This window comes from Pseudomonas tremae, assembly GCF_001401155.1.
Classification (GTDB): Bacteria; Pseudomonadota; Gammaproteobacteria; order Pseudomonadales; family Pseudomonadaceae; genus Aquipseudomonas; species Aquipseudomonas tremae.
This window is the reverse complement of the sequence record NZ_LJRO01000173.1, coordinates 32,795-54,021: the sequence shown is the minus strand read 5'-3', so window position 1 is coordinate 54,021 and position 21,227 is coordinate 32,795. Positions and strand designations below refer to the sequence as shown.

Genomic DNA, 21,227 nt, shown 5'->3' with positions numbered 1-21,227 from the left:
GGCTTTGTATTGCCACCATCCTTGGACGGTACTTGGCATCGAACCAGCATGTAAAGGAGGTTGGTCGTGAGTAATGGACTCTATCCATGTACAGCTGCAGATCCCATGGGAACAGGTCCCCAGCAAGGATTGCTTGGCGAAGGGTCATTGCCATGGCCAGGTGTTGTTGCCGCTAGGGCCTTCCCCTCATCCTTGGACATTGCAGGCACTTATGCCACTGATGATCTAAGTGCTGCGGAATTTCTCATCAACGAGCTTAGCTCTCCAGAAGCTGAGCTCTCTCCTGAAGAAACCGAAGACTACTTCACGACGCTGATTTTCTTGTTTGATAAGCTAAAAAAAGCCCCTGAAGTAGCAGCAAAACAGTTTTTGGAGCTCAAGGAAAAGGCGGAAAAAATTCCGGTCGTGGGCCCTTTGCTATTTTCTACGGCTAACCTGCCAGGCACGCTCGCGAGTGGGGGAGGTATCCTTCATGCAGGTTCGAAAGCAACCAAGGTTGAGAACCTACTCGATCTTAGTAAGTCGACAAAGACGCAGCTTAAAAAATGGGCGGCCTCCCGTGGGAAACCAGGAAGTGTCTCTGCTCATCGGGCTTTTCGTGGCAGGATCAAGCTCATTCGCGTAGGCGGTAACTTATACTTTGAAATACCAGCAACGGCCAAAGCCAGTATCTATCGAGTGGGCGGGAAGGTCGTGGGCAATACGATTCATATCCCAGCATACAATGCAGCTAAAACGTTAAAATCGACTGCGCATGTCGACGGCGACTTGTATGGTCAGCGGGGGGTTGGAAAGATGCTTGTCGGGAAAGCCGCCGGTCCGATTCTCGCGTTCGGCCCACAATTGGTTATGGATATAAACAGCGCTACTAGTGGTAGGGATTTTTTAGAGAAAACTGCCTATAGCCAGCCCACGAATGCTTTAGTTTTTGCAAGTGGAGTAGCGATTGGTGCGACCGTGAGTGCGCCTGCGGTAGTAGTAATTGCGATTGGATTAGGTGTAGGCCTCGCAATACAGATTATTATGAGCGACGATGTAAGCGGGTGGGGTACCTCTTTTGGTAATTTGCTGACGGGAAAAGACTAATAATGTTCCATATTGAACCGCATCGATACTTAGCTACTATATGGGGGGCTTGGTTTTTGTTCACCCTGCTGGCCGTGTTTTCTGCAGCTATTGCACCGAGCGTGTTAACTATTCCCTCCGCTGTATTTGTGATATGGGTAACATACTGGTGCGTTGACTGCGCGTACCGGACTGAAAGATTTAGTAAGTATGCCAATCTTAGGCTGTTTACAAATTTGGGTGTTGCCCCTGGATTCGCATTTTTAATGGCGTTAGTCGCGACTTACAAGCAGTTCAAGTTGGGACTTGGCATGTCGTTACTGATCAGTTGTATGCCGCTAGCTCTCTGCACGATTATCTATTCGCTATTATGTGTATGGCGGAGTCCTAGAAAGTCTCTGGTAGTGCGCTCGCAGCGCGTCGAAGTCGTTGAGCCAAAGCAGGAGAATCGTTGGGCACTCGGCGCTGTTGGTGGCGGCCTGGGAATACTGATTTATCCAGTTTTCCACGTTTATAGATCGCCAGCGACGCTGCTCGTCTTTCTATTTATAGTTATTTCCCTATTTATGCTGTTTTACCATCGCACCAGTATTTCATCCCTACGTACTCTGAAGGATCAAGAGGCGCGAGAACATCAGGAATACACATTCATGAATGTGGAAGAGCTTCGTTCAAGGCGCGCAGCGTCTTGGATTGGCCGCATTTTCGCTACCAAGTTAGACCCATGAGTTTTGCCAGTAGCCAATTTTCAAGGAGTGCACAATGTTGACGGATTTTCTTTCCATGCTGAGCCCGCAGAATAAAAGGCTTTTCAAGCTAAATACATTTGCGTCCGGCGGTGAGGAGGAAATGCTGCTGGAGCATTTTTCTGGTTCAGAAAGCCTCTCCCGGCTTTTCGAGCTAGATTTGGCGCTACTAAGCCAGCGTTCCGATGTGAAGCTAAAATCACTCATTGGCCGCCCCGCGACCGTGGAAATCGAACTTGCCGATGGTTCTAAACGCTATATCAACGGCTACGTGAACCGCTTCAGCTCTCAAGGTAGCGATGGTGGGCTTTCTCGCTACAGTGCGGTGCTTGGGCCGTGGTTATGGATGCTTACCTGTAGATTTGACACGCGAATATTCCAAGATAAAACAGTTCAAGATGTATTAACTGAGGTATTTAGCAGCTACGGAGCATTTCCAAAATACGAATTTCGCCTGAGCAAGTCCTTAAAAAATCATAGTTATGTCACCCAGTACCGCGAAAGTGACTTTAACTTTGTACAGAGACTGCTTGAAAATGAGGGGCTTTTTTACTATTTCGAGCACACTGCCGACTCGCACGTGATGGTTGTGGTTGATGACTCCAGCACATTAGTGCCTTTGGCGGAGCAGCCTCAGATTCGTTTTCACACAGCCTCAGTGACCGAGACGGCTGACTCGATTACCCAGTGGAATGCGACCCGCCAACTGCAGTCTGGCAAAGTTTCCGTACGTACCTTTGATTACCGCCAGCCAAATAATGCGCTGCCAGTGACCATGCAGAGTATGAATCAGCAGGGAGACATCGACAGCTTCGAGATATACGATTTCCCAGGGCAGTATACTCATGGAAACTATGAGGATGGTGAGGCAATGGTCCGTAACCGGATTGAGGCCTTGGAGTTATTAGGTAAAACATTTTATGGCGATAGCAACTGTCGTGTCATGAAGCCGGGCTATACGTTCGAGCTGACCCAGCACTATGAGCACGATACTGGAACCGCTGAAAACCGGCAATTCTTAATTATATCGGTTGACCATGTAGGTAGTAATAACTACTTGACTGGTGATCAGGCCGGTTACCTCAACAAATTTGTATGTGTTCGCAAAAAAATTGCTTATCGGCCTCAGTTAGCAACTCGTAAGCCCTCAATTAACGGCCCACAAACCGCCATTATCGTTGGCCCCCCCGGTGAGGAGATCTACACCGATGAAATGGGCCGCGTAAAAGTACAGTTCCATTGGGACCGCTATGGCAAGTTTGACGATAAAAGCTCCTGCTGGGTCCGCGTAGCTCAATCCGGCGCCAGCGGCGGTTTTGGCAGCATGCAGATTCCGCGAGTCGGCGACGAGGTGGTAGTCGTTTTCCTTGATGGCAACCCTGACCGTCCGCTCGTCATGGGTAGCCTGTACAACAGCCAGAACACACCGCCTTGGTCACTGCCAGCCAACAAGACCCAGAGTGGTTTCCTGACCCGGTCGATGAAGGGCGACGGCGGTTCGGCGAATTTCTTCCGGTTCGAAGACAAGGCCGGCGCCGAGCAACTCATCATGCACGCCGAGCGCAACATGGACACCGAGATCGAGCTCGACGAAACCCATAAAGTTGGCAACAACCGCACGATGACTGTCGATGGCAGGCAAACCGAGATCATCAAGAAAGACACCGTGATGAACGTTCAGGAAGGCTCACTGACGATTCAGGTGGATAACCAGTTCATCCAGGTCAACGCTAAGCAACACATCATTCTGCAAGTGGGGGAAAGCAGCATCACCCTCACGCCGGATGGCATTGAGATCAAGGGCAACGCCATTACCACAGTGAGCAAGGGTACGACTCAAATCACCGGTGCGCCGGTCAGAGTCAACGACTGACGTGACTCATTCTCTACAACAACCATGGAGGCTGGCTCTGCCAGCCTTCATCATCATCCAGTTAGCGATCACCTATTAGCCGGCGTGGCGCATTGATCAGGAGGGTTGTCACGACGGCACTCGTCCCCCCGCCCGCGCGTCTCAATGCCTCCTCGAATAACCTGAATTGATCCGTTTAGGGTTTAACAGTGCTTTGTAATTGAAGCGCTGGCACCTTGGCCAACATCAAGAAATGGGGTCAAGGCACACATGATCAGGCAGCTTTCCACACTTTCCATACTCGCGCTGTTCGCCGGATGCACGTCTGTAGCGGACAAACCGGTTGGACCAGCTTACGACAGCAGCCAGAATCCTGAGCTGCTCTCGCCAGACCTGTATTCAAATGGCGCGAAGCCCGGTCAGGAGCCCACGGTTCGTTACGGTCGATACGCCCTGGTGAATACCGCTCCAGAAGCCGAACAACGCGACCTGATGGCCCAGATCATCGATGTCAGCATTCCTCCCAACATGCACCCATCCGTCCAGGATGCGATGCAATATGTTATCAGCCGCTCGGGCTATGCCTTGTGCCCACCGACCACGGATCACGTAAACATCCTGTTCACGCGCCCCCTTCCTTCGGCCCAGTACAAGCTCGGCCCCATGAGTCTGCGCAACACCCTGCAGGTGCTCGCAGGTCCCGCATGGCAGGTCAAAGTCAATGAGGTTACGCGCTATGTCTGTTTCGTACTGCGCCCTGGTTACCAACTTCCGGATACACCAAAGCCCACAGCACCGGTTCAAACTGACCCACCGTCCAACACTGGAAAACCCCGGTAGGCAGCGCCTCATCGGCCGTGGCCGTTGGGCATTGGCCATCGGCACTGCATCCTCCGGCTACCTACTCACTCCTACCCCAGACAGCAGGGTCTGAGGGCGGGAGAAATCTCATTGGAGCCTTTATGCGTTTGTATCTGTGCGAGAAGCCCAGCCAGGGTAAGGACATTGCCGCCGTGCTCGGAGCAAAAACCTGGGGTGACGGCTGCCTCAGAGGGCCGGGGGTGGCCGTCACGTGGGGCATTGGCCACTTGCTGGAAACTGCTGCGCCGGATGCCTACGGCGATCACCTGAAAAACTGGAGCCTGGATACGCTTCCCATTCTACCTGCACAGTGGAAAGTCATCGTCAAACCGAAGACCGCCAGCCAGTTCAAGGTCGTGAAGCAGTTGCTCAAAGAAGCTACAGAACTGGTGATCGCGACCGATGCCGACCGCGAAGGTGAGATGATCGCGCGCGAGCTGATCGAGTATTGTGGGTATCGCGGACCCATTCAGAGATTGTGGTTGTCCGCGCGGAACGAAGCATCTATCCGTCAGGCACTCAGCAGCGTCAAACAGGGTGCAGAAACCTATCCGCTATACCTATCAGCGCTCGGACGCTCCAGGGCGGACTGGTTGATCGGCATGAACTTCTCTCGGTTGTTCACTCTGCTCGGACGACAGGCCGGCTACACCGGTGTCCTCTCGGTAGGCCGCGTTCAAACTCCTACCCTTCGCCTGGTGGTCGATCGGGATCGCGAAATTTCAAACTTCATCCCCAAGCCGTTCTGGGGTCTTGACGTTCAGTTCTGCACTGCCGGGCACTCGTTCCTGGCTAAATGGGTCGCCGATGAGTCAGTCACCGACGAAGAAGGACGCTGCCTTGATCAGAGTGCAGCGGCTGCCGCACTCAATGCACTGAAAAATAGCCAGACGGCTACGGCTATCTCTGTGGAGATCGAGCGTGGTCGGGATGTCGCTCCCCTCCCTTTCGATCTGAGCACCCTGCAGGAGGTATGCTCGGCGAAATTCGGGCTAGGGGTTCAAGAGACGCTCGACGTCGCCCAGGCCCTCTACGAAACCCACAAAGCAACAACCTACCCCAGAACCGATTGTGGTTACCTGCCAGAGAGCATGCTGGATGAGGTGCCTATGGTACTTGATGCCATCAACCGAACTGATCCCACTATTGGTAAGGCACTACTGCTGATCGACCCGGAGCAGCGCTCACGGGCGTGGAATGACAAAAAAATCACGGGGCCCCACCATGGAATCATCCCGACCCTGGAACCCGCGAACCTTTCAGCAATGTCTGAGAAGGAGCGCAGGGTCTATGAGTTGATCCGCGCTCACTTTCTTGCGCAGTTCCTGCCTAACCATGAATACGATCGTACCGTGGCGACCTTCGAATCCAATGCAGTTTCACTCCAGGCAGTGGGCAAGCGAATAGTGGTGCCGGGCTGGAAAATTCTATTTTCTAGCTCATCCGAGGAAGAGGGAGACGAAAGTGGGGGTCGGTCACAGACCCTGCCAATGCTGCAGGTTGGCTCTCGATGTGACATTCAGGACCTGCAGCTGAAAGCGCTGAAGACAGAACCTCCCAAGCCCTACACCGAGGGCACGTTGGTCAAGGCAATGAAGACCATCGCCAAGCTGGTCAAGGATCCACGGTTGGCTCAGAAGCTAAAAGAAACGACGGGGATCGGGACGGAAGCAACTCGCGCCGGGACAATCCAGGGCCTGATAGACCGAGGTTCGCTCATCAAGAAAGGTCGCGCGCTGCGGGCAACTGAAGCAGCGTTTTCACTGATTGATGCGGTGCCTCCAGCAGTGGCCGACCCTGGCACCACTGCGATCTGGGAACAGGCACTCACGATGATCGAGCAAGGCACCCTGACGCTCGATGACTTTATCGCCAGGCAATCGAGTTGGATCACCAGGCTCGTCGATCAGTACAAGGGCACTACCTTGTCGATCAAGGTTCCCGAAGGTCCCAAGTGCCCGTTGTGCAACGCGAAAACCTCGCAGCGCAAAGGAGCCTCAGGTGTTTTCTGGGCGTGTACCAGGTACCCCGAATGCAAAGGTACGGTGAACATCGGTACAGGGAAGAAAAAATCGCCGGGCAAGTCAGCCAAGACGCGCACCGCCACGACCAAAACCGCTTGAACCACTGGATATGGCGGCCTGACAAATGATGTGCCACAATAGATCCCTTAACTGTTCCACCCCGCTGGTCACTGACGGTCATCAGTGACACCCTGGAGAAGTCGGCCTTGCCTTCATTCTCCAACCCCAAAGTACGCAAAGCATCGGGAGGGGCGTACAGATCTTGTTGTGAATTCTCCCTGTGTCTCCCTGTTCAATAGCAGACACGCAGCCGTCTAACTCGTGAAAGCGGGTTCATAGGCACATAGGGTTCATGGAAGGTTCGATGCATAATCGTCTCAGGGTCACACTGGTGTTGTGGCCCACTTTTTTTCAAATTCCCCCGCTTTTTCGGAAGGTAACCTGGTCATNNATGACCAGGTTACCTTCCGAGGTAACCACTTTTCGCTGCCGGTGCCCGCCGGTGAAAAAACGGGCTCCTTTTGTGCGCGAATGCGTGCCTTTTGATTACTGGCCCAAGCCACGACAACGGGCCGGGTGATGTCGATGAAGCAATGCGTGCGATCAATGCCCAGGGATCCTCGCTGAGCTTGCGCTCACAGGTGGCACATTTTTCAAGTTATAGCCAAGCCCACATTGGCTGAGAGTGATCGTCTGTGACGATGATAACTCTCAGCACGATTCTCATCGTTATCCTCTTGGCCGCTGCGCTCAAGTAATCCCCGCTCTCGCCTAAATGGTGTGCGATTCATCACGTCATTGCCGTTCACCCAAGATCCTAAGCGACTCCTGCGCTACTACTGCTTGACAAGCCCTCCCCGAATTCACATTCTGAAGACATGTACCGCTGACATTGTCAGCCACATGCCCGGGTAGTCTGGATCTCATGACTACGGTGCGTTAAACGCATTGATCCATCCCTAAGTTCGCAAAGCTTCCGGAGGCGCGAACGATCGGTATTCCGTACCGATGGATGCATACTTCACGTCGCACACCGTGCTGCACTCGGCTTAGCCGAGTCATATCATATAACTCACCTACCCTCGGGGAATACTTTCCCTCGGGGACAAGTGTCTCCGTTTTCTGCTGTTTGAACGGAGATAGACCATGCCGAACCACGCGGCTTCACCCTCACCACTCCTAAATGTTGAGATTACTGAACGCGTCAACATGCTGTACGGCGACGGATGTCGTAAGTTTCCCACATACGAAACCATGGTCCTCAAACATTTCTGTTCGCGGATGATCGAGACTTTTGGCGGTGACGAAACGTCTCCTGAAGTGGCGGAGGTATTTGCCTATGCACGCTGCGCCTATGATTATCTTTCACCGCCGGAAATTGAGGCACACATGGACGATAATCGTAGTCACGGCATCTGCAGCCACGGTCTGACTGAAAACACTTGTCCTTGCGGGTGTTTTGAGCTCCCCGGGCCAGATGACCATGTGGACTTCAGTACAGATGCATATTACCCCGAGGATGATTCGGAGCTCATCCGCAAAGAGTGGGCCGAGAAAGAGGAGCGCTGGCGTCAAGAGGAAATTGCAGACGCAAGTAGAACCGGCATGAAAGCCATTGTCCTCAACACAAAGAACGCCTGTATCCGGAGTGTCCTCAAGATCTTGCGCCTATGGCGTTGATATTCTCAGCAGCACCCCAGGTAGTCTGGATCTCATGACTACGATGCGTTCTACGCGTTGATCCAACCTAAAGTTCGCAAAGCTTCCGGAGGCGCGAACGATCGGTGAATAAACGCCGATGGATGCACATTAAACACGTCACTCACCCAGCGGGGAATCACTCCCCTCTCGGGCGGTGTTCTCCGCATTTTTCCCAGGAGAAACACCATGAGTTCAGCAAGCTTTCGTTTTGGCGTTAGGGTTGGTACAGCACTGCGTGAAGGCATCCGTGCGTTCACTCATAAGCCGAATCCTGAGCCAGTACCAGTAGCACCACAACAAGTCAGGACAATGCCTGAACCTGTGATGTCCAACGAACAGTGGGAAAAATACCGCCTGCCGGCATTGGCTCGATGCAAACACGTCGATCTTGGTGGCTGGTATGATCACCACATGCAAGAAATTCAGACCAAACCCCTGAAGAAACCCCGGAAATCTCGCGCATCGAAGGCGCTGGAAACATCCCAAAAGCAGGATGCTGAACCACCAGTTAAGGCCCCTGTCATGGGTCCTCTGGACCAGCTCATTGCTTGATACTCCCCTCCCTGACTAGCCCCTCATTTATTGAGGGGCTTTTTTCATTTGAAGGGTTGACAAACGAATCGCCCTTAAAGGATTCTAAAACCATGTAAGGCTGACGTTGTCAGCAACATGCCCGAGGTAGTCTGGATTTCATGACTACGATGCGTTTTTCGCATTAATCCAACCCCCAGTTCGCAAAGCATTCGGAAGCGCGAACGGTTGATCAGTTTATCTGGTTGATGGATGCACAATGATTCTCTCACCCCATCGGGACTTTTCCCGTAGGGTCGGTCTCGTGCACAGCAGGAGACGTTCATGAAAAGCAGTATTGCGCTGTACCAAGCATTGATCTCTATTGATGTTGAGGAAAAACGCGCCGCTGCAGTCGTCGATGCTCTGGAGTCGGATATGCAAACGCAACTCGCGACAAAAGCCGACATCGACAATCTCGAGTCTAGACTCGAACTGAAACTCACCATTCGTATGGCTGTCATGCTGACTGCTGCCGTAGGCGTTATGCTTACTGCGTTCAGATTCATGCATTGATTGTCGTAAAATTTCGCTTTACCACCCACGCGGGGAATACCTTCCCCGTGGGCGAAGTGTATCTCCGCTTTGAACACTCAAAACTGGAGATACATCATGAGCAACTCTACCAACGAAACTAAATACTTCGACCTGCACACCGTCGGCATTGGCTATCTCAACCGCATTCGTGAAGTGAAGCCTCGGAAGGGCGCTCCTTTCATGGCTGTGACAGTAGCAGCCCTCAAAGGCACATCTGAGAAACCTGAGTACGCCTACATTGACTGCAACGTGGTTGGTGCTGAAGCTGACAAGCTGATTCGCCGTTGCCAGGAAGCTGTTGCTGCCGAGAAGAAGGTTCTTGTCTCCTTCCGGATTGGCGATATCTGGGCTGATGTTTTTACCTACAGCAGTGGTGCTAAGCAGGGCCAAGCAGGTGTCAGCCTCAAAGGCCGTCTCTTGTACCTTGCCTGGATCAAAGTTGAAGGTGAATACGTCTATCAGGCTCCGCAGAAAGAAGAAGCACCTGCCTCTTCTGAAAGCTCAGAGTCGGAAACTACACCAGTCGTTCATTCCGAGGCGTCTGCCGCAAGCGAACCAACTGATGTAGCTCCAGCTGCTACTCCCTCTAAGCCAACACGAGCAAAACCAGCTCGCGCAGGACGAGGAGAGAAACAAGCCGCTTGATAGATATTTTACAACCTCAAGGCGCCCCTGCAGGCGCCTTTTCTTTTCATCACAACCTAGGTGTCGATTTCATGAAAAGCGCCATCGCTACGCTCGTGCTTGCAGTGTTAAGCATCTTTTTTTTGGAATGTGGCCAGCAAATGTCCGCGCAAATATTGACTCAGATAGGGGCTGGAGGATTGGTAGCCACTTTCCTTTCCTTGATGGCTACCGCAATGATGTCCTGATACGACACGTATACCAGATGACTTTCACGTTATAGAAAGATTCTAACTAACCGTTCTCAAGAACGTAAACCAACCTGACCGGGTAATTACCTCCCTGTCGGGCCAGGTGGTTGCCCGCACCTGGAGAATTACTATGTCCATCACCATAAACCGCTTGCCATCCACTTTGCTGAAACTGCCTGTTGTGCTAACTCCTTCCGCCTGGAAAGAATCGGTTCATTTGGAACAACCATCACACATTGCGGAGGTCGGCACTCGTCTTGGCGAAGTCGTACTCGAAGCCTATCGCGAGCTTCATCTGCAGCCCGATGAGCTCCAGATCGACTTCGGCATTTATCGTTTTCTGCCCAACGGTGAACGCTCGGAGCGTCATTGGCTCGAGCTGAAACTTCATCGGATGGATGCCATAAACGGCAATTCCTACCTTTGCATTTCGCTTAGAGCTGAACAGCCTCTCAACCTCTTCTGACCCAGTCGTCAACCTGAAACCACGAACAAGCCCGAGTCTTCGGGCTTTTTTCGGGCTCCCATATAAGTGGCCTGCCCGATAATCCGGAGTAGTCATGATCAACCTGCCCGGCTATTTGGCCATACGCACCATCAGCGGTCGCAACGGCGCTTTCAACGTTGGGCGACTTTCGACGTCCATCGGCGAGTTCGTTATCAAGGACGCGCTGCTGGACCAGTACCATGAGGGCAAATATCGAGGTGATTTCGTTATCACTGAAATTCGCCCTTCTTACTACACCAACGGCGGCAGACTGGTTGTAGAGATCCGCGCCAGGCTGGACAGCATGTCGTTGGACGACGTGGCCAACCTCAGCGCAGATGAAGCTGAAAGGCTGTCCAACAACGAAACTGACCCACTCGACGAAGAAGCCTCGGGCGGCTCGTCGTCAACCAGACCTCGTCCTGCTATTCAAACAACGCCCAGAAGATCAGTTTCTGCTGACAGTGACGCACCGTTCGGAATGATGAGATCCGAGCCTGAGAAACAGGTCAGCACACTTGAGGCTGATGCAGAGCTGTTCGGCACGATCTGGCCGATTGGACGTTCAGTCAAGCTGGACACAACTGTAGATCGTAAGCGTCTGCGGCAACAATGTTTTCGCCTTGGCGAGCTCGGGTATGAGCTTGACTTCAAGTTGCAGATTTGGAATCTCAGCACACCTTAATCCTGCTCCAAAGCTGATCATTTCCTGGTAGCAATCGAGCAAACGGTTTTATCCATTCAACACCATCAATCCTGAGGGGCTCACCGCCCTAAGGGTGGGTTCCCCTCCTCTTTTGGAGGACCTAATGCCCAACCGCACTCAACTCTTTCGCATAGAAGAATGCCCAGATCTGTACGTCGACGCGTGCGTCTGTGACGAGCAGCGAAACCTGATATTCCTCTCAGCCTGGGGCCGCGACACGGCCATGCAGGAGTTTCTGGCCAGGCTAACACTCGGCTCTGCTGAGAAGAATGGCCTGGACCAGTTCCACATCATCACGAATGACCAACGCATCCCGGTGTTCCCTGATACGGATCTGTTGGAAAAACGCACCACTCGCCAGCTTCGCGGAACGCTCTTCGGTAGCCTGCTGCACTTATGGCTGTTCGATCAGCGTTGCTCGCAGCCGGATAGAGCAAACCATTCTGCTTACGCGCTCATCAATCAAGCCCAAGACCCGTTCGATAGGTTGTGGCCGCTGATCGTAGACACTTGCCCTCTTCCGTTCCTTCCACATTGGCGTGAGCCGGTGATGGAAGTCCTTACTGCGCACAACATGTTGCACCCGCTACCCGGAGCTATTGGCTCGGTGACAGCCTGGCGTTTGTCGCTGCAGCTGGACATGCTCGAAAAAGCTCTGGGCGAACTCATTCGCGCAGGGAAACTCACCACTGAAGTTACGGCGTAGTTCACGCCCACCAGTCCAAGGAGCCAACCATGGCTTTGATGTTCTCACGGCTTGCCCGTAATTTTGCACGCAACGGCTATTACCCGACTGACGAACTGACTCTGGAGCGCACTCTGCAGGCATTGTTGCCGGCGACCTCGGGACGGATGCGGATTCTTGATCCGTGCTCGGGAGAAGGAGTGGCTTTGTCTGAGGTCGCACACCGACTGGAGCGAGACCGAACAGAGACGTATGCGGTTGAGTACGACAAAGAGCGCGCTGATCACTCGAAAACGTTGCTAGACCGAGTGCTGCAGGGTGACTTGATGGACACCATGATCTCTCGACAGTCCTTCGGACTGCTCTGGCTCAACCCTCCTTACGGGGATCTGGTCGCTGATCACTCTGGCGCTTCACAGTACCAGGGTAGCGGCCGCAAAAGGCTGGAGAAGGCATTTTATCAACGGTCACTGCCGTTGCTTCAGTACGGAGGGGTGATGGTATTCATCGTTCCTCACTACGTGCTGGACGACGAGCTGTGTGGCTGGCTCACCAATCACTTTACCGGGCTGCGGATCTGCGCCGCGGTAGACCGGACGTTCAAACAGGTCGTGATATTCGGAATCAGGGTACGGCGTCAGGATCTGGCAAGACCCCGGGAACTGGCGGCGATGCGTGAGTATCTGCGGGCAATCGGATCCGGGGAAGAAGCTGCTGATCTGCTACCGGCCACTTGGCCATGGGAGCAATACGCTGTCCTGCCGATCGCTAATGACCTGGAACACTTCTACCGAATCACTCTTGAACCCGAGCAATTCAGTGAAGAGGTTCTTCGTCTGAGAGGCCTATGGCCTGATTTCACGCTGCACTTTGGCCAGACTGGCGCTCAACCGCGGGCCCCGGTGAAGGCACTTTCACGGTGGCACTTGGCACTGGCACTCGCTGCTGGAGCCATAACTGGTGTAGTGACCTCTCGTTCCGGGCGTGTCCTGGTGCTCAAGGGCGACACTTACAAGGATAAGGTTCCCAAGACCGAATTCACTGAGGACGAGGACGGCAACGTGTTTGAGACCCGGATCTTGACTGATCGTTTTGTGCCCAGGATTCGGGCATGGGATATGACGCCAGGCTCATCCTATCTAGGGTACGCACTGACCATCAGCTCGGATGCGACAACACCAGCTACACACGAAACCACCTCAAACACTACTGCACGTAGTCAGATGGCTTCAATTGAACTGGGCCGTGTGATGCTCACGCACAGCGTTCAAAGTCTGCTTCAAAATAGCTCTCTCGACGTGAGGCAGTACCTGCGGCGTCACGCGCAGGGCGATTGGGGCGAGATTTCGAACGACGACTGGGACAGCAACCAGCAAGCACTGAGTGCTGATGGCCGATTGTTTTCCGGGTATGACATCGACGCAGAGGATGAGACCAGACTCTGGATCATTACCGAGTCTGATCGCTCAGTAACAACAGTCCTGTTGCCATCTGACTACTGACAAAACTTTATCAAGACCTTTTAACCATCAAACCGCACCTCAGGGTATGAACAATACCCTTGGTGGTGTCGTGCATGCCCTGTTTAACACATTAGTGGAGAAACATCATGAACGACCTGCCTTGGGCTGCGCCTGCAGGCCACCCTTGTGTGCCAACTTTGAACATTGGGCTCACTGAGTTTATCGAGGAGTTTGGTGACGAACTTCTGGATTCACTCAACCGCTCCAATCCACCGGTCTATGCCGGCATCGACAATCCGGCTCGGCAGTGGGTGCTGGAGGGCCTCAAACGACAGCCCTTCCCTGCCCAGGCCCAAGTGGTCCAGGCAATTGCCGCGCTTTTGCTCGATCAGAATGAGCAGGCTGGCATCATCAATGCCGAGATGGGTACCGGCAAAACAATGATGGCCATCGCGCTCGCTGCAGTCATGCATGGAGCTGGTTATCGCAGGACGATGGTCATCGCGCCTCCGCACCTGGTCTACAAGTGGCGGCGCGAGATCCTCGAAACCATCCCTGACGCTCGTGTCTGGGTGCTCAACGGACCGGATACCCTGGTCAAGCTGCTGAAGCTGCGCGATCAACTGGGTGATACCTACGACGGACGTCAGGAGTTCTTTATTCTCGGCCGCGTGCGGATGCGGATGGGGTTCCACTGGCGTCTGGCCTTTTGGCAGCGACGTGCCGGCGGTGGAAGGAGCCTGGCAGCGTGTCCAGATTGTGGACGTCTGCTTCAGGACCAGGAAGGTAATCTGATCACCGCTGAGGAATTCCAGCGTGAAGAGCGACGTCGACGCTGCGATCACTGTGATGCCGCTTTATGGACGCTGATGCGTCCGGGCAAACCAGATGGCGGCAGCCGCCGCAGCACGATCCTCAAGTCGATGTGCCGCATCCCTACGATCGGACCTGTTCGTGCAGAACGGCTTTTATCAGACTTCGGCGAAGACTTTCTCGCCTCGATGCTTCTGGACAATGTCTCTGAGTTCATCAACCTGATGGACGCCAAGGGCAATTTCATCTTCAGCGACCGCCAGGCCAAGCGCATGGAGCGCGCAATGGCCAACATCGAGTTCGGGTTCGGCGAGGGTGGTTACCAGCCCACTGAATTCATCAAGCGCTACCTACCTGACGGGTGCTTCGACCTACTGGTCGTGGACGAGGGGCATGAGTACAAAAACAGTGGATCGGCACAAGGTCAGGCTATGGGCGTGCTCGCAGCCAAAGCTCGAAAGACTGTGATGCTTACCGGCACTCTGATGGGCGGGTATGCAGACGATCTGTTCTACCTCCTGTTCCGAATCCTCACCAGACGTATGATCGAGGACGGCTATCAGCCCAACGCGCGAGGAAGCATGGCGCCGGCGGCGATGTCTTTTATGCGGGATCACGGGGTACTGAAGGATATCTACACCGAGCGTGATGGCAGTTCTCACAAGACTGCCAAAGGTAAGAAACTCTCAGTGCGGACGGTCAAAGCTCCGGGGTTCGGCCCGAAAGGCATTCACCGCTTCGTTCTACCCTTCACTGTGTTCCTGAAACTCAATGATATCGGCGGCAACGTGCTACCTGGTTACCGGGAGGAGTTCATTGATGTTCCGATGTCTCCAGACCAGGAGGCGGCTCACCGTAAGCTTGCCCAGACATTGACCGTCGAGCTTCGGCAGGCGCTGGCCCGTAGAGATACGACGCTGTTAGGGGTGGTGTTGAACGTGCTGTTGGCATGGCCGGACTGCTGCTTTCGACCTGAGGTGGTGAAACATCCTCGATCCAGAGACACGTTGGCTTTCGTGCCGTCGGTCTTCGATGATGACGAGCTCATGCCGAAGGAACAGGCCCTTCTGGACCTATGTCTTGCTGAAAAAGCCAGGAACCGCAAGGTTCTGGCCTACTCGGTTTACACGGGTACCAGAGACACCACGAGCCGCCTGAAGCGGATGCTCGAGCAATCGGGACTGAAGGTGGCAGTGCTGCGTGCATCGGTGGACACCGCCAGGCGTGAGGACTGGATCCTTGACCAGGTTGATCGAGGCGTCGACGTACTGATCACCAATCCGGAGCTCGTCAAAACCGGCCTGGATCTGCTCGACTTTCCGACCATTGCGTTCATGCAGACGGGTTACAGCGTCTACACGGTGCAACAAGCGGCAAGGCGGTCATGGAGGATCGGACAGAAGCAGGACGTCAGGGTGATCTTTTTCGGATACATCGGCAGTTCTCAAATCACCTGCCTGCAGCTGCTGGCCAAGAAGATCGCCGTATCGCAGAGTACGTCAGGAGATGTTCCAGAGTCCGGGCTGGACTCGTTGAATCAGGACGGTGATTCTGTAGAAATGGCGCTCGCCAGGCAACTCATAAACGCTTGAACATGGCCACCTTTGGGTGGCCTTTTTGTTGGTGTTGGCCGGCAGCCATTTGTAGAAACGGCCAATGGCTCATAGCGTGGATCTAATCGACCCTCCCAGGACTAGTGTTAGACCTGTAGGTACGCATATGCGAGTCAAGACTATTGTAATTTACTGTAACGGCTGAGGAAGATAGCAGCCCGCTTTGTTACCACGGGAAATGAACCCAGTTCGACGGTTTCATTTTCGCTGTGCGCGCCTTCGCCCCACGCGCCTAGCCCATCCAAACTTGCGGTTACATAGTTGCTCACATAGGAGATGTCTGCCCCACCTCTTTCTGCTGACGGCGCCGACTCCAGAACTGGCCCATTGAGATCTTGGCTGACCTGGCTGTAGGCTAACAGCAATTCGCGATTGCTTTCGCGATCAGCCATGACCGGCATGATGGCTTTAATTTTTAAATCACTATTGGTTTTTGGTAACGAACGGCTGGCTATCTCCTTGAGGCGGGCTTCGGCAGCGCTTCTCTGCTGTTCACTACTGAAACGGAGGTCGCCGTGTACGGTGGCTATTCTGGCGACTGTGGTTTTTCTGCCTAGGGCAGTTCCTTCACCACCAGCCACATCTTCCCGTACGGAAGAGCCGCCAAGAACGAGGCCAGGATTGATTGTCAAGTCTGACTCACCAGAAAGTTTTGAGCGAATTTCGTCAAGCACGCGCGCCGACTCGTAGACTGCACCAAAACCGGTTTCAGGCTGAAAAATAGTTGCAGAGTGTTTGTCTACACCGGTGCTTGTCAGAAACCATTCGCTCAGTCCTCGACGCTCGGTAATAAGTTGATTAGGTGACAAAGCAAATTCAAATCCCATAGCAATGGCACTTTTCTTTGCCTCTGCAATCAGCCATTCCCTGGATATATCGGTCGGCTTGGCTGCCAGCTCTTCATCGCCGATCAGCACCACTGAGATACTCATTTTTTCCAGGTCACCGCTATGTTTTAGCGCTTGCAAAGCGTAAAGCATCGTGACCAGACCGCCTTTGTCGTCAATGACGCCAGGCCCCTTAGCCTGTTTGCCGGCATTAAGGTAGGTGAACTTCTGAAAGCTGCTTGTTTCGGGAAAAACTGTATCCATATGACCTATGAGCAGAATACGTTTTGCAGACTTGTCGCCATCATGCACCGCGACAAGGCTCCCGGCGTGATTCATTCCGGACGGCAGCTTGTGCCAGGATGTCTCAAAACCAAGTGCCTCCAGCTCCGGCTTCATCAAATCACCTACCTTGATGACGCCGTCAACGTTGTCGGTACCGCTATTGATGTTGACGAGCTTCTCGAGCAACGCAATCTGTTCAGCTCCATGGTTGTCGATATAGGAAGCCATCTCCTGTTCTTCATGTGATGTTTCTGCCGATACGCTTTTACAGAAAAATAGAATGGCAAACAGGGGGGAAAGTTTTTTCATGAGGTATGGAGCCCGCTTTTTCATATCGCGTAGGTGCTAGTATCTCGTCAGATTATTCGAGATTTAGTCTTGACGCTTAGGAATTTCAAATTCTACCCGCACCGACTTTTCGTACAAAACCTAGGGTCTTTTTCTGCATTCTCTGACGCCGTGGCGTCAATATCTATGGCCTCAACCTGACACGTCGAATGCTTAGCGTACGATTTTGTCCGTTTTCTCTATCGACCCCATGCATAGGCATCTTGAAATTCCTATGCATCAAGCCGATGCGGCTGAAGGCAAGCTCGCTCGCAATTAGTCTGAGCCGAAAATTGCGCTGATTGCGAGCACGGCTGTTTTCGAATGCAAGCCGCTACACCTAACTGTAACGACCTGCACGAACCGCTTTACGAACTGCCTGACAGAGTTCGTTAGCGAGCACCGAGTCACTGCGGATTCCAGCCGTAACCATGTTAGGAAAATGTTGAAGCAAGATACCATGTTCGACTCGAGAAAAAGCCACCGCGTGGTTATCCATTGCACTTTTGAGCATGGTGTGAAAATGATTAAGATCAGCGCCCGACTCGACCAACCCATGAACGATGCTATTAGCCTGCTGCCTGTTGCGTGCTCTGGCTTCCTCCGCTGTCGGGAAGCTCTGCTCGAGCTCCTTTCTGATTCGGCTCGACAACGCCGTGGACCGTTGTAAAAGCCTTTCACGTCCGGCTGGCACCGTCGAAGTAGGCGGTACCTGCGGACTGTTCGAGGGGCTCGCGCTGCTGGAGTCGCGAGCGCGCGCTGGCTCAGACTCGGTGCGCCCACCAAAATAAGCGCCAGATGTCCCCGCTCTGTTGATACCCACCATGTGCTGATTCTCTCCGTTTACTGGCTTGCAGGATAAGTTACTCTGCAAAATAGGTGGCAACTGGGCAAGAAAAAGTTCCATCTTGTGGGCGCGCTACGTCATCCAGGTCGGCGGGAAGCGATGATCCACTCTCGACCGGTCCGACCAGGCGTGCGCCCTTAGCGCTGATCTCAGCTTTTCAACAATGTGATAGATGCTGCTGCGAAGGATCAGGACTTAACCCAGTGGGGTATTGACGGTTAAGGCCTTTCAATTCTGAAATTTTTGCCGGGGTGTTTTCCGTGCTCAAAGTGAAGACTCAGGGTTTGCGATTAATGTGGGGCATTGTTACACGAGGGACTTCGACCACACACTCAATACGTAAACCTTTTCAAATACAATAATGGTTTGCTGCTGCACAGATGGGCCACTTTTGCGAACGTGCCTCACATCTTGAGTGAGGTCCTCCATGAAGCTGCCACTGCGCCCTTCTCTTTCCCGCGCCACCGTACTGCAAATCCTGGCCCTGATCGTCCTGATCGGCATGCTGATCTACCAGCAGTGGCAGATTCTCCACCTGAAAACAGGTTTCGAATCAGCTGCAAACCTGGAAACCGTCAACGCCATCACCCAACGCATCAATGGCGTGGATGACCGGCTCGATGCTGCCAGCCAGCTGAAGTCCGTGACCATCGATGATTTCAGGGCTGGCCAGCAGGCTCTTTCCAACCGCATCGATGCCGTTCAAGCCCTCCTGAAGCAGGTGCAGGAGGCGGCGAAGGACGCTGCCCAACAGGGTGCCTCAATGCAAGAAGTTGTGGTAATGGCTGCTAGGATCGAAGAGCTGCAGGTGAAACTCCAAGACCTGCGTGCGGCTAAACCAGCATCTGTTCAAATCTCTGCAGCCAAGCCAAAGACTCCACCCCCCTCCCGCAAATCAACAGCACAAAGCAAAGTTCCGGAGGCTCCTCCACCGTTTTCGGTGGTGGGTGTGGAGTATCGCGGAGGCGAACGTTTCTTGTCAGTTGCCCCGCCTGGCAGCACTCAACTGAGTCAACTGAACCTGATACGCCCGGGCGACATGGTCGCGGGGAGCAACTGGCAGCTCAACAGCCTGGATGATTCGCGCGCCCTGTTCAGCATCAATGGCTCAACCCGCATTCTGCCCCTGCGCCCTTAGAGGTTCACATGACCGTTTACAACCTGCGAATGTTCACAATGACGGGAGTCATCCTGATCACAGCAGCTGGCATGGCCAACGCTGCAACCAACACCTCCGCACAGTCCACCAGTAGAGAGCACCAGAGCGCCTTGCTGGACAGCCAGTCGCAATCGAGCGACGAGATGCTGGCACGAGACTGGAACCTGAGTCCTCAGGAATGGCAGCGCTATCAAACGCTGATGCAGAGTTCACGAGGTGTGTATTCCCCCGGGCTGGATCCGCTGACTGCATTGGGTATCGAAGCCCGCAATGATGAAGAGCGCCGGCGGTATGCAGAGCTCCAGGTCAAAGCCGAGGCGCAGCGCACGGCAAAAGAATTGGCGTATCAACGCGCATATGACGATGCCTTTAAACGCCTCTATCCCAATCTGATGCCCATCGCCAGTTCGGCGCCCCAAGGGGCGACCGCAAGCCCTGCTAACCAGGGCAATGGCCGATTGGCAGTGTTCGTCAAGGACGATTGCCCGGAGTGCTCAGTTCGGGTTAAGGCCCTTCAAGCTCAGAAGCAGCCGTTTGACGTGTACATGGTGGGTAGCCAGAACGACGATGAGCGAATTCGCAACTGGGCGATTGTCTCGGGGATCGACCCTGCGAATGTCAGAACCCGACAAATCACCCTCAACCATGACGGTGGACGTTGGCTTGGCCTGAGCTTGGGTGGCGAGTTACCGGCCGTTGTGCGAGAGGTGAATGGGCAATGGCTGCGTCAGTGACGTGGGCAGGCCTTGCCCTGCTGTGCTTCGTGTTGACAAGCCATGCAGCCGAGCTTCCCCCGCCGGCTTATCAGTTGGCTGCCCGCGCAGCGAACATTCCGTCGGAAGTGCTCTACTCGGTGGCACTGCAGGAAAGTGGGACCCCACTGCGGGGCCAACGGGTCCCGTGGCCTTGGACGCTGAACGTTGCCGGCGCTAGTTATCGTTTTGCAACCCGTGCCGATGCCTGCACCGCACTTATCATCGCACTCGCGCAGGCGGGTCCCAAGCGGGTCGACGTCGGATTAGGTCAGGTCAACATGGGCTGGAACGGCCAGAGATTTAAATCAAGCAATCCGTGCGACGCACTCAATCCCTACAAGAACCTCGATGTAGCTGCACAAATGCTCGCCGAACTGCGCGCGCTTGGCGGTGACTGGATCACCGTAGCCGGACGCTATCACCGCCCTGCCGGCGGCGCTCCAGCAGCCAATTACCGCAAGGCCTTTGCCAAACATCTCAGCCGGGTAACCGGCATCCAAATGCTGGTGACCAATCCATGACCCGATCAGTGATCCTCGGCGCAGCGCTCTGCCTGCCATTTATGATCTGCCAAGCTGCAGAGCTCACCGTGGTTGAAGACGAAGGTGGTGACTCAGCGCTGCCTTACTATCGATCTCTCAATCCCGAGCCGTCCTCTTCTGTCTCAAATGACCTGACCTCGCAACTGGATCCTGTAGCAGCACAGGGATTGCCGGTACGCACCACTCGAATGACTCCAGGGACAGTTGAGGGCCGAATCATCAACGCGCCAGGCCTGCAGCCTTTGTTCCTGATCGGGGACGATGAAACATCACGCCGATGGCTGCAAGAGCGCGGTGCGGTGCTGAAGCAGATGCAGGCCGTAGGACTGGTGGTCAACGTGGCCACACAAAAACGACTTGCCGTAGTCAGGAGTTGGTTGCCCGACGCGCTCGTGTCTCCCGCATCTGGTGACGAGCTTTCTCAACGTCTCGGTCTGAATCACTATCCGGTGTTGATCACCCCAACCGCCATCGAGCAATAGGAGGT

At 54.0% G+C, this 21,227-nt stretch carries 18 protein-coding genes and 1 pseudogene; 18 read left to right on the top strand and 1 reads right to left on the bottom strand.

What is annotated here, in order from left to right; genetic code table 11:
* Nucleotides 1-66 precede the first annotated feature (66 nt).
* From ALO43_RS12435 to ALO43_RS12365, 14 genes and pseudogenes are all read left to right on the top strand, one after another.
* Nucleotides 67-1,086 (top strand): hypothetical protein, encoded by a 1,020-nt coding sequence (locus ALO43_RS12435; RefSeq protein WP_235662551.1) that lies wholly within the window; start codon nucleotides 67-69, stop codon nucleotides 1,084-1,086.
* Nucleotides 1,087-1,088: 2 nt separating this feature from the next.
* Nucleotides 1,089-1,793: a hypothetical protein gene (locus tag ALO43_RS12430; RefSeq protein ID WP_054997597.1), complete on the top strand. Its 705-nt coding sequence runs from the start codon at nucleotides 1,089-1,091 to the stop codon at nucleotides 1,791-1,793.
* A 34-nt stretch (nucleotides 1,794-1,827) separates the two neighbouring features.
* A complete protein-coding gene (gene tssI, locus ALO43_RS12425; RefSeq protein ID WP_054997596.1) occupies nucleotides 1,828-3,684 on the top strand; it encodes a type VI secretion system tip protein TssI/VgrG in 1,857 nt (618 codons plus the stop codon).
* A gap of 249 nt (nucleotides 3,685-3,933) precedes the next feature.
* Nucleotides 3,934-4,556, top strand: a pseudogene (pilL2, locus tag ALO43_RS12420) (PFGI-1 class ICE element type IV pilus protein PilL2); the annotation flags it as partial.
* 69 nt (nucleotides 4,557-4,625) lie between these two features.
* A complete protein-coding gene (locus ALO43_RS12415) occupies nucleotides 4,626-6,647 on the top strand; it encodes a DNA topoisomerase III (protein WP_054997595.1) in 2,022 nt (673 codons plus the stop codon).
* Nucleotides 6,648-7,694: 1,047 nt separating this feature from the next.
* On the top strand, nucleotides 7,695-8,228 hold the full coding sequence (locus ALO43_RS12410) for a hypothetical protein (protein ID WP_054997594.1): 534 nt from the start codon (nucleotides 7,695-7,697) through the stop codon (nucleotides 8,226-8,228).
* Nucleotides 8,229-8,435: 207 nt separating this feature from the next.
* A complete protein-coding gene (locus ALO43_RS12405; RefSeq protein ID WP_083492163.1) occupies nucleotides 8,436-8,801 on the top strand; it encodes a hypothetical protein in 366 nt (121 codons plus the stop codon).
* Nucleotides 8,802-9,104: 303 nt separating this feature from the next.
* Nucleotides 9,105-9,335 (top strand): hypothetical protein, encoded by a 231-nt coding sequence (locus ALO43_RS30710; protein ID WP_004662782.1) that lies wholly within the window; start codon nucleotides 9,105-9,107, stop codon nucleotides 9,333-9,335.
* Between the two features lie 96 nt (nucleotides 9,336-9,431).
* Nucleotides 9,432-10,001: an STY4534 family ICE replication protein gene (locus ALO43_RS12395; protein WP_054997593.1), complete on the top strand. Its 570-nt coding sequence runs from the start codon at nucleotides 9,432-9,434 to the stop codon at nucleotides 9,999-10,001.
* 360 nt (nucleotides 10,002-10,361) lie between these two features.
* Nucleotides 10,362-10,697 carry a hypothetical protein gene (locus ALO43_RS12385; protein ID WP_054997591.1) on the top strand — a complete coding sequence of 112 codons (336 nt, stop codon included), beginning with the start codon at nucleotides 10,362-10,364 and terminating at the stop codon, nucleotides 10,695-10,697.
* A 94-nt stretch (nucleotides 10,698-10,791) separates the two neighbouring features.
* Entirely contained in the window at nucleotides 10,792-11,403 is a 612-nt protein-coding gene (locus ALO43_RS12380; protein WP_054997590.1) for a DUF3275 family protein, read from the top strand.
* Nucleotides 11,404-11,527: 124 nt separating this feature from the next.
* A complete protein-coding gene (locus ALO43_RS12375; protein WP_054997589.1) occupies nucleotides 11,528-12,130 on the top strand; it encodes a hypothetical protein in 603 nt (200 codons plus the stop codon).
* 29 nt (nucleotides 12,131-12,159) lie between these two features.
* Nucleotides 12,160-13,611, top strand: a complete 1,452-nt coding sequence (locus tag ALO43_RS12370; RefSeq protein WP_054997588.1) for a DUF6094 domain-containing protein — start codon at nucleotides 12,160-12,162, stop codon at nucleotides 13,609-13,611.
* A 107-nt stretch (nucleotides 13,612-13,718) separates the two neighbouring features.
* Entirely contained in the window at nucleotides 13,719-15,977 is a 2,259-nt protein-coding gene (locus ALO43_RS12365; protein ID WP_054997587.1) for an SNF2-related protein, read from the top strand.
* 140 nt (nucleotides 15,978-16,117) lie between these two features.
* On the opposite strand, the gene ALO43_RS12360 is transcribed toward ALO43_RS12365, so the two are convergent.
* Nucleotides 16,118-17,419: a M20 family metallopeptidase gene (locus ALO43_RS12360; protein ID WP_083492160.1), complete on the bottom strand. Its 1,302-nt coding sequence runs from the start codon at nucleotides 17,417-17,419 to the stop codon at nucleotides 16,118-16,120.
* 1,292 nt (nucleotides 17,420-18,711) lie between these two features.
* On the opposite strand from ALO43_RS12360, the gene ALO43_RS12350 reads away from it, so the two are divergent.
* The 4 genes from ALO43_RS12350 to ALO43_RS12335 are packed head-to-tail and all read left to right on the top strand — an operon-like array spanning nucleotide 18,712 to nucleotide 21,222.
* A complete protein-coding gene (locus ALO43_RS12350; protein ID WP_054997584.1) occupies nucleotides 18,712-19,422 on the top strand; it encodes a hypothetical protein in 711 nt (236 codons plus the stop codon).
* Between the two features lie 8 nt (nucleotides 19,423-19,430).
* Complete coding sequence (locus ALO43_RS12345; RefSeq protein ID WP_011267030.1) at nucleotides 19,431-20,177, top strand: TIGR03759 family integrating conjugative element protein; 747 nt, start codon at nucleotides 19,431-19,433, stop codon at nucleotides 20,175-20,177.
* A complete protein-coding gene (locus ALO43_RS12340) occupies nucleotides 20,162-20,719 on the top strand; it encodes a transglycosylase SLT domain-containing protein (RefSeq protein WP_054997583.1) in 558 nt (185 codons plus the stop codon). The genes ALO43_RS12345 and ALO43_RS12340 overlap by 16 nt, the downstream gene beginning before the upstream one ends.
* Entirely contained in the window at nucleotides 20,716-21,222 is a 507-nt protein-coding gene (locus tag ALO43_RS12335) for an integrating conjugative element protein (RefSeq protein WP_054997582.1), read from the top strand. Before ALO43_RS12340 ends, ALO43_RS12335 begins: the two co-directional genes overlap by 4 nt.
* Nucleotides 21,223-21,227 lie beyond the last annotated feature (5 nt).

Coding starts and splice junctions, on each gene's coding strand:
- ALO43_RS12350 (WP_054997584.1), top strand. CDS start 18,712: ATGAAGCTGCCACTGCGCCCTTCTCTTTCCCGCGCCACCGTACTGCAA.
- ALO43_RS12365 (WP_054997587.1), top strand. CDS start 13,719: ATGAACGACCTGCCTTGGGCTGCGCCTGCAGGCCACCCTTGTGTGCCA.
- tssI (WP_054997596.1), top strand. CDS start 1,828: ATGTTGACGGATTTTCTTTCCATGCTGAGCCCGCAGAATAAAAGGCTT.
- ALO43_RS12405 (WP_083492163.1), top strand. CDS start 8,436: ATGAGTTCAGCAAGCTTTCGTTTTGGCGTTAGGGTTGGTACAGCACTG.
- ALO43_RS12380 (WP_054997590.1), top strand. CDS start 10,792: ATGATCAACCTGCCCGGCTATTTGGCCATACGCACCATCAGCGGTCGC.
- ALO43_RS12430 (WP_054997597.1), top strand. CDS start 1,089: ATGTTCCATATTGAACCGCATCGATACTTAGCTACTATATGGGGGGCT.
- ALO43_RS12340 (WP_054997583.1), top strand. CDS start 20,162: ATGGCTGCGTCAGTGACGTGGGCAGGCCTTGCCCTGCTGTGCTTCGTG.
- ALO43_RS12370 (WP_054997588.1), top strand. CDS start 12,160: ATGGCTTTGATGTTCTCACGGCTTGCCCGTAATTTTGCACGCAACGGC.
- ALO43_RS12335 (WP_054997582.1), top strand. CDS start 20,716: ATGACCCGATCAGTGATCCTCGGCGCAGCGCTCTGCCTGCCATTTATG.
- ALO43_RS12410 (WP_054997594.1), top strand. CDS start 7,695: ATGCCGAACCACGCGGCTTCACCCTCACCACTCCTAAATGTTGAGATT.
- ALO43_RS12345 (WP_011267030.1), top strand. CDS start 19,431: ATGACCGTTTACAACCTGCGAATGTTCACAATGACGGGAGTCATCCTG.
- ALO43_RS30710 (WP_004662782.1), top strand. CDS start 9,105: ATGAAAAGCAGTATTGCGCTGTACCAAGCATTGATCTCTATTGATGTT.
- ALO43_RS12360 (WP_083492160.1), bottom strand. CDS start 17,419: ATGAAAAAACTTTCCCCCCTGTTTGCCATTCTATTTTTCTGTAAAAGC.
- ALO43_RS12415 (WP_054997595.1), top strand. CDS start 4,626: ATGCGTTTGTATCTGTGCGAGAAGCCCAGCCAGGGTAAGGACATTGCC.
- ALO43_RS12385 (WP_054997591.1), top strand. CDS start 10,362: ATGTCCATCACCATAAACCGCTTGCCATCCACTTTGCTGAAACTGCCT.
- ALO43_RS12375 (WP_054997589.1), top strand. CDS start 11,528: ATGCCCAACCGCACTCAACTCTTTCGCATAGAAGAATGCCCAGATCTG.
- ALO43_RS12395 (WP_054997593.1), top strand. CDS start 9,432: ATGAGCAACTCTACCAACGAAACTAAATACTTCGACCTGCACACCGTC.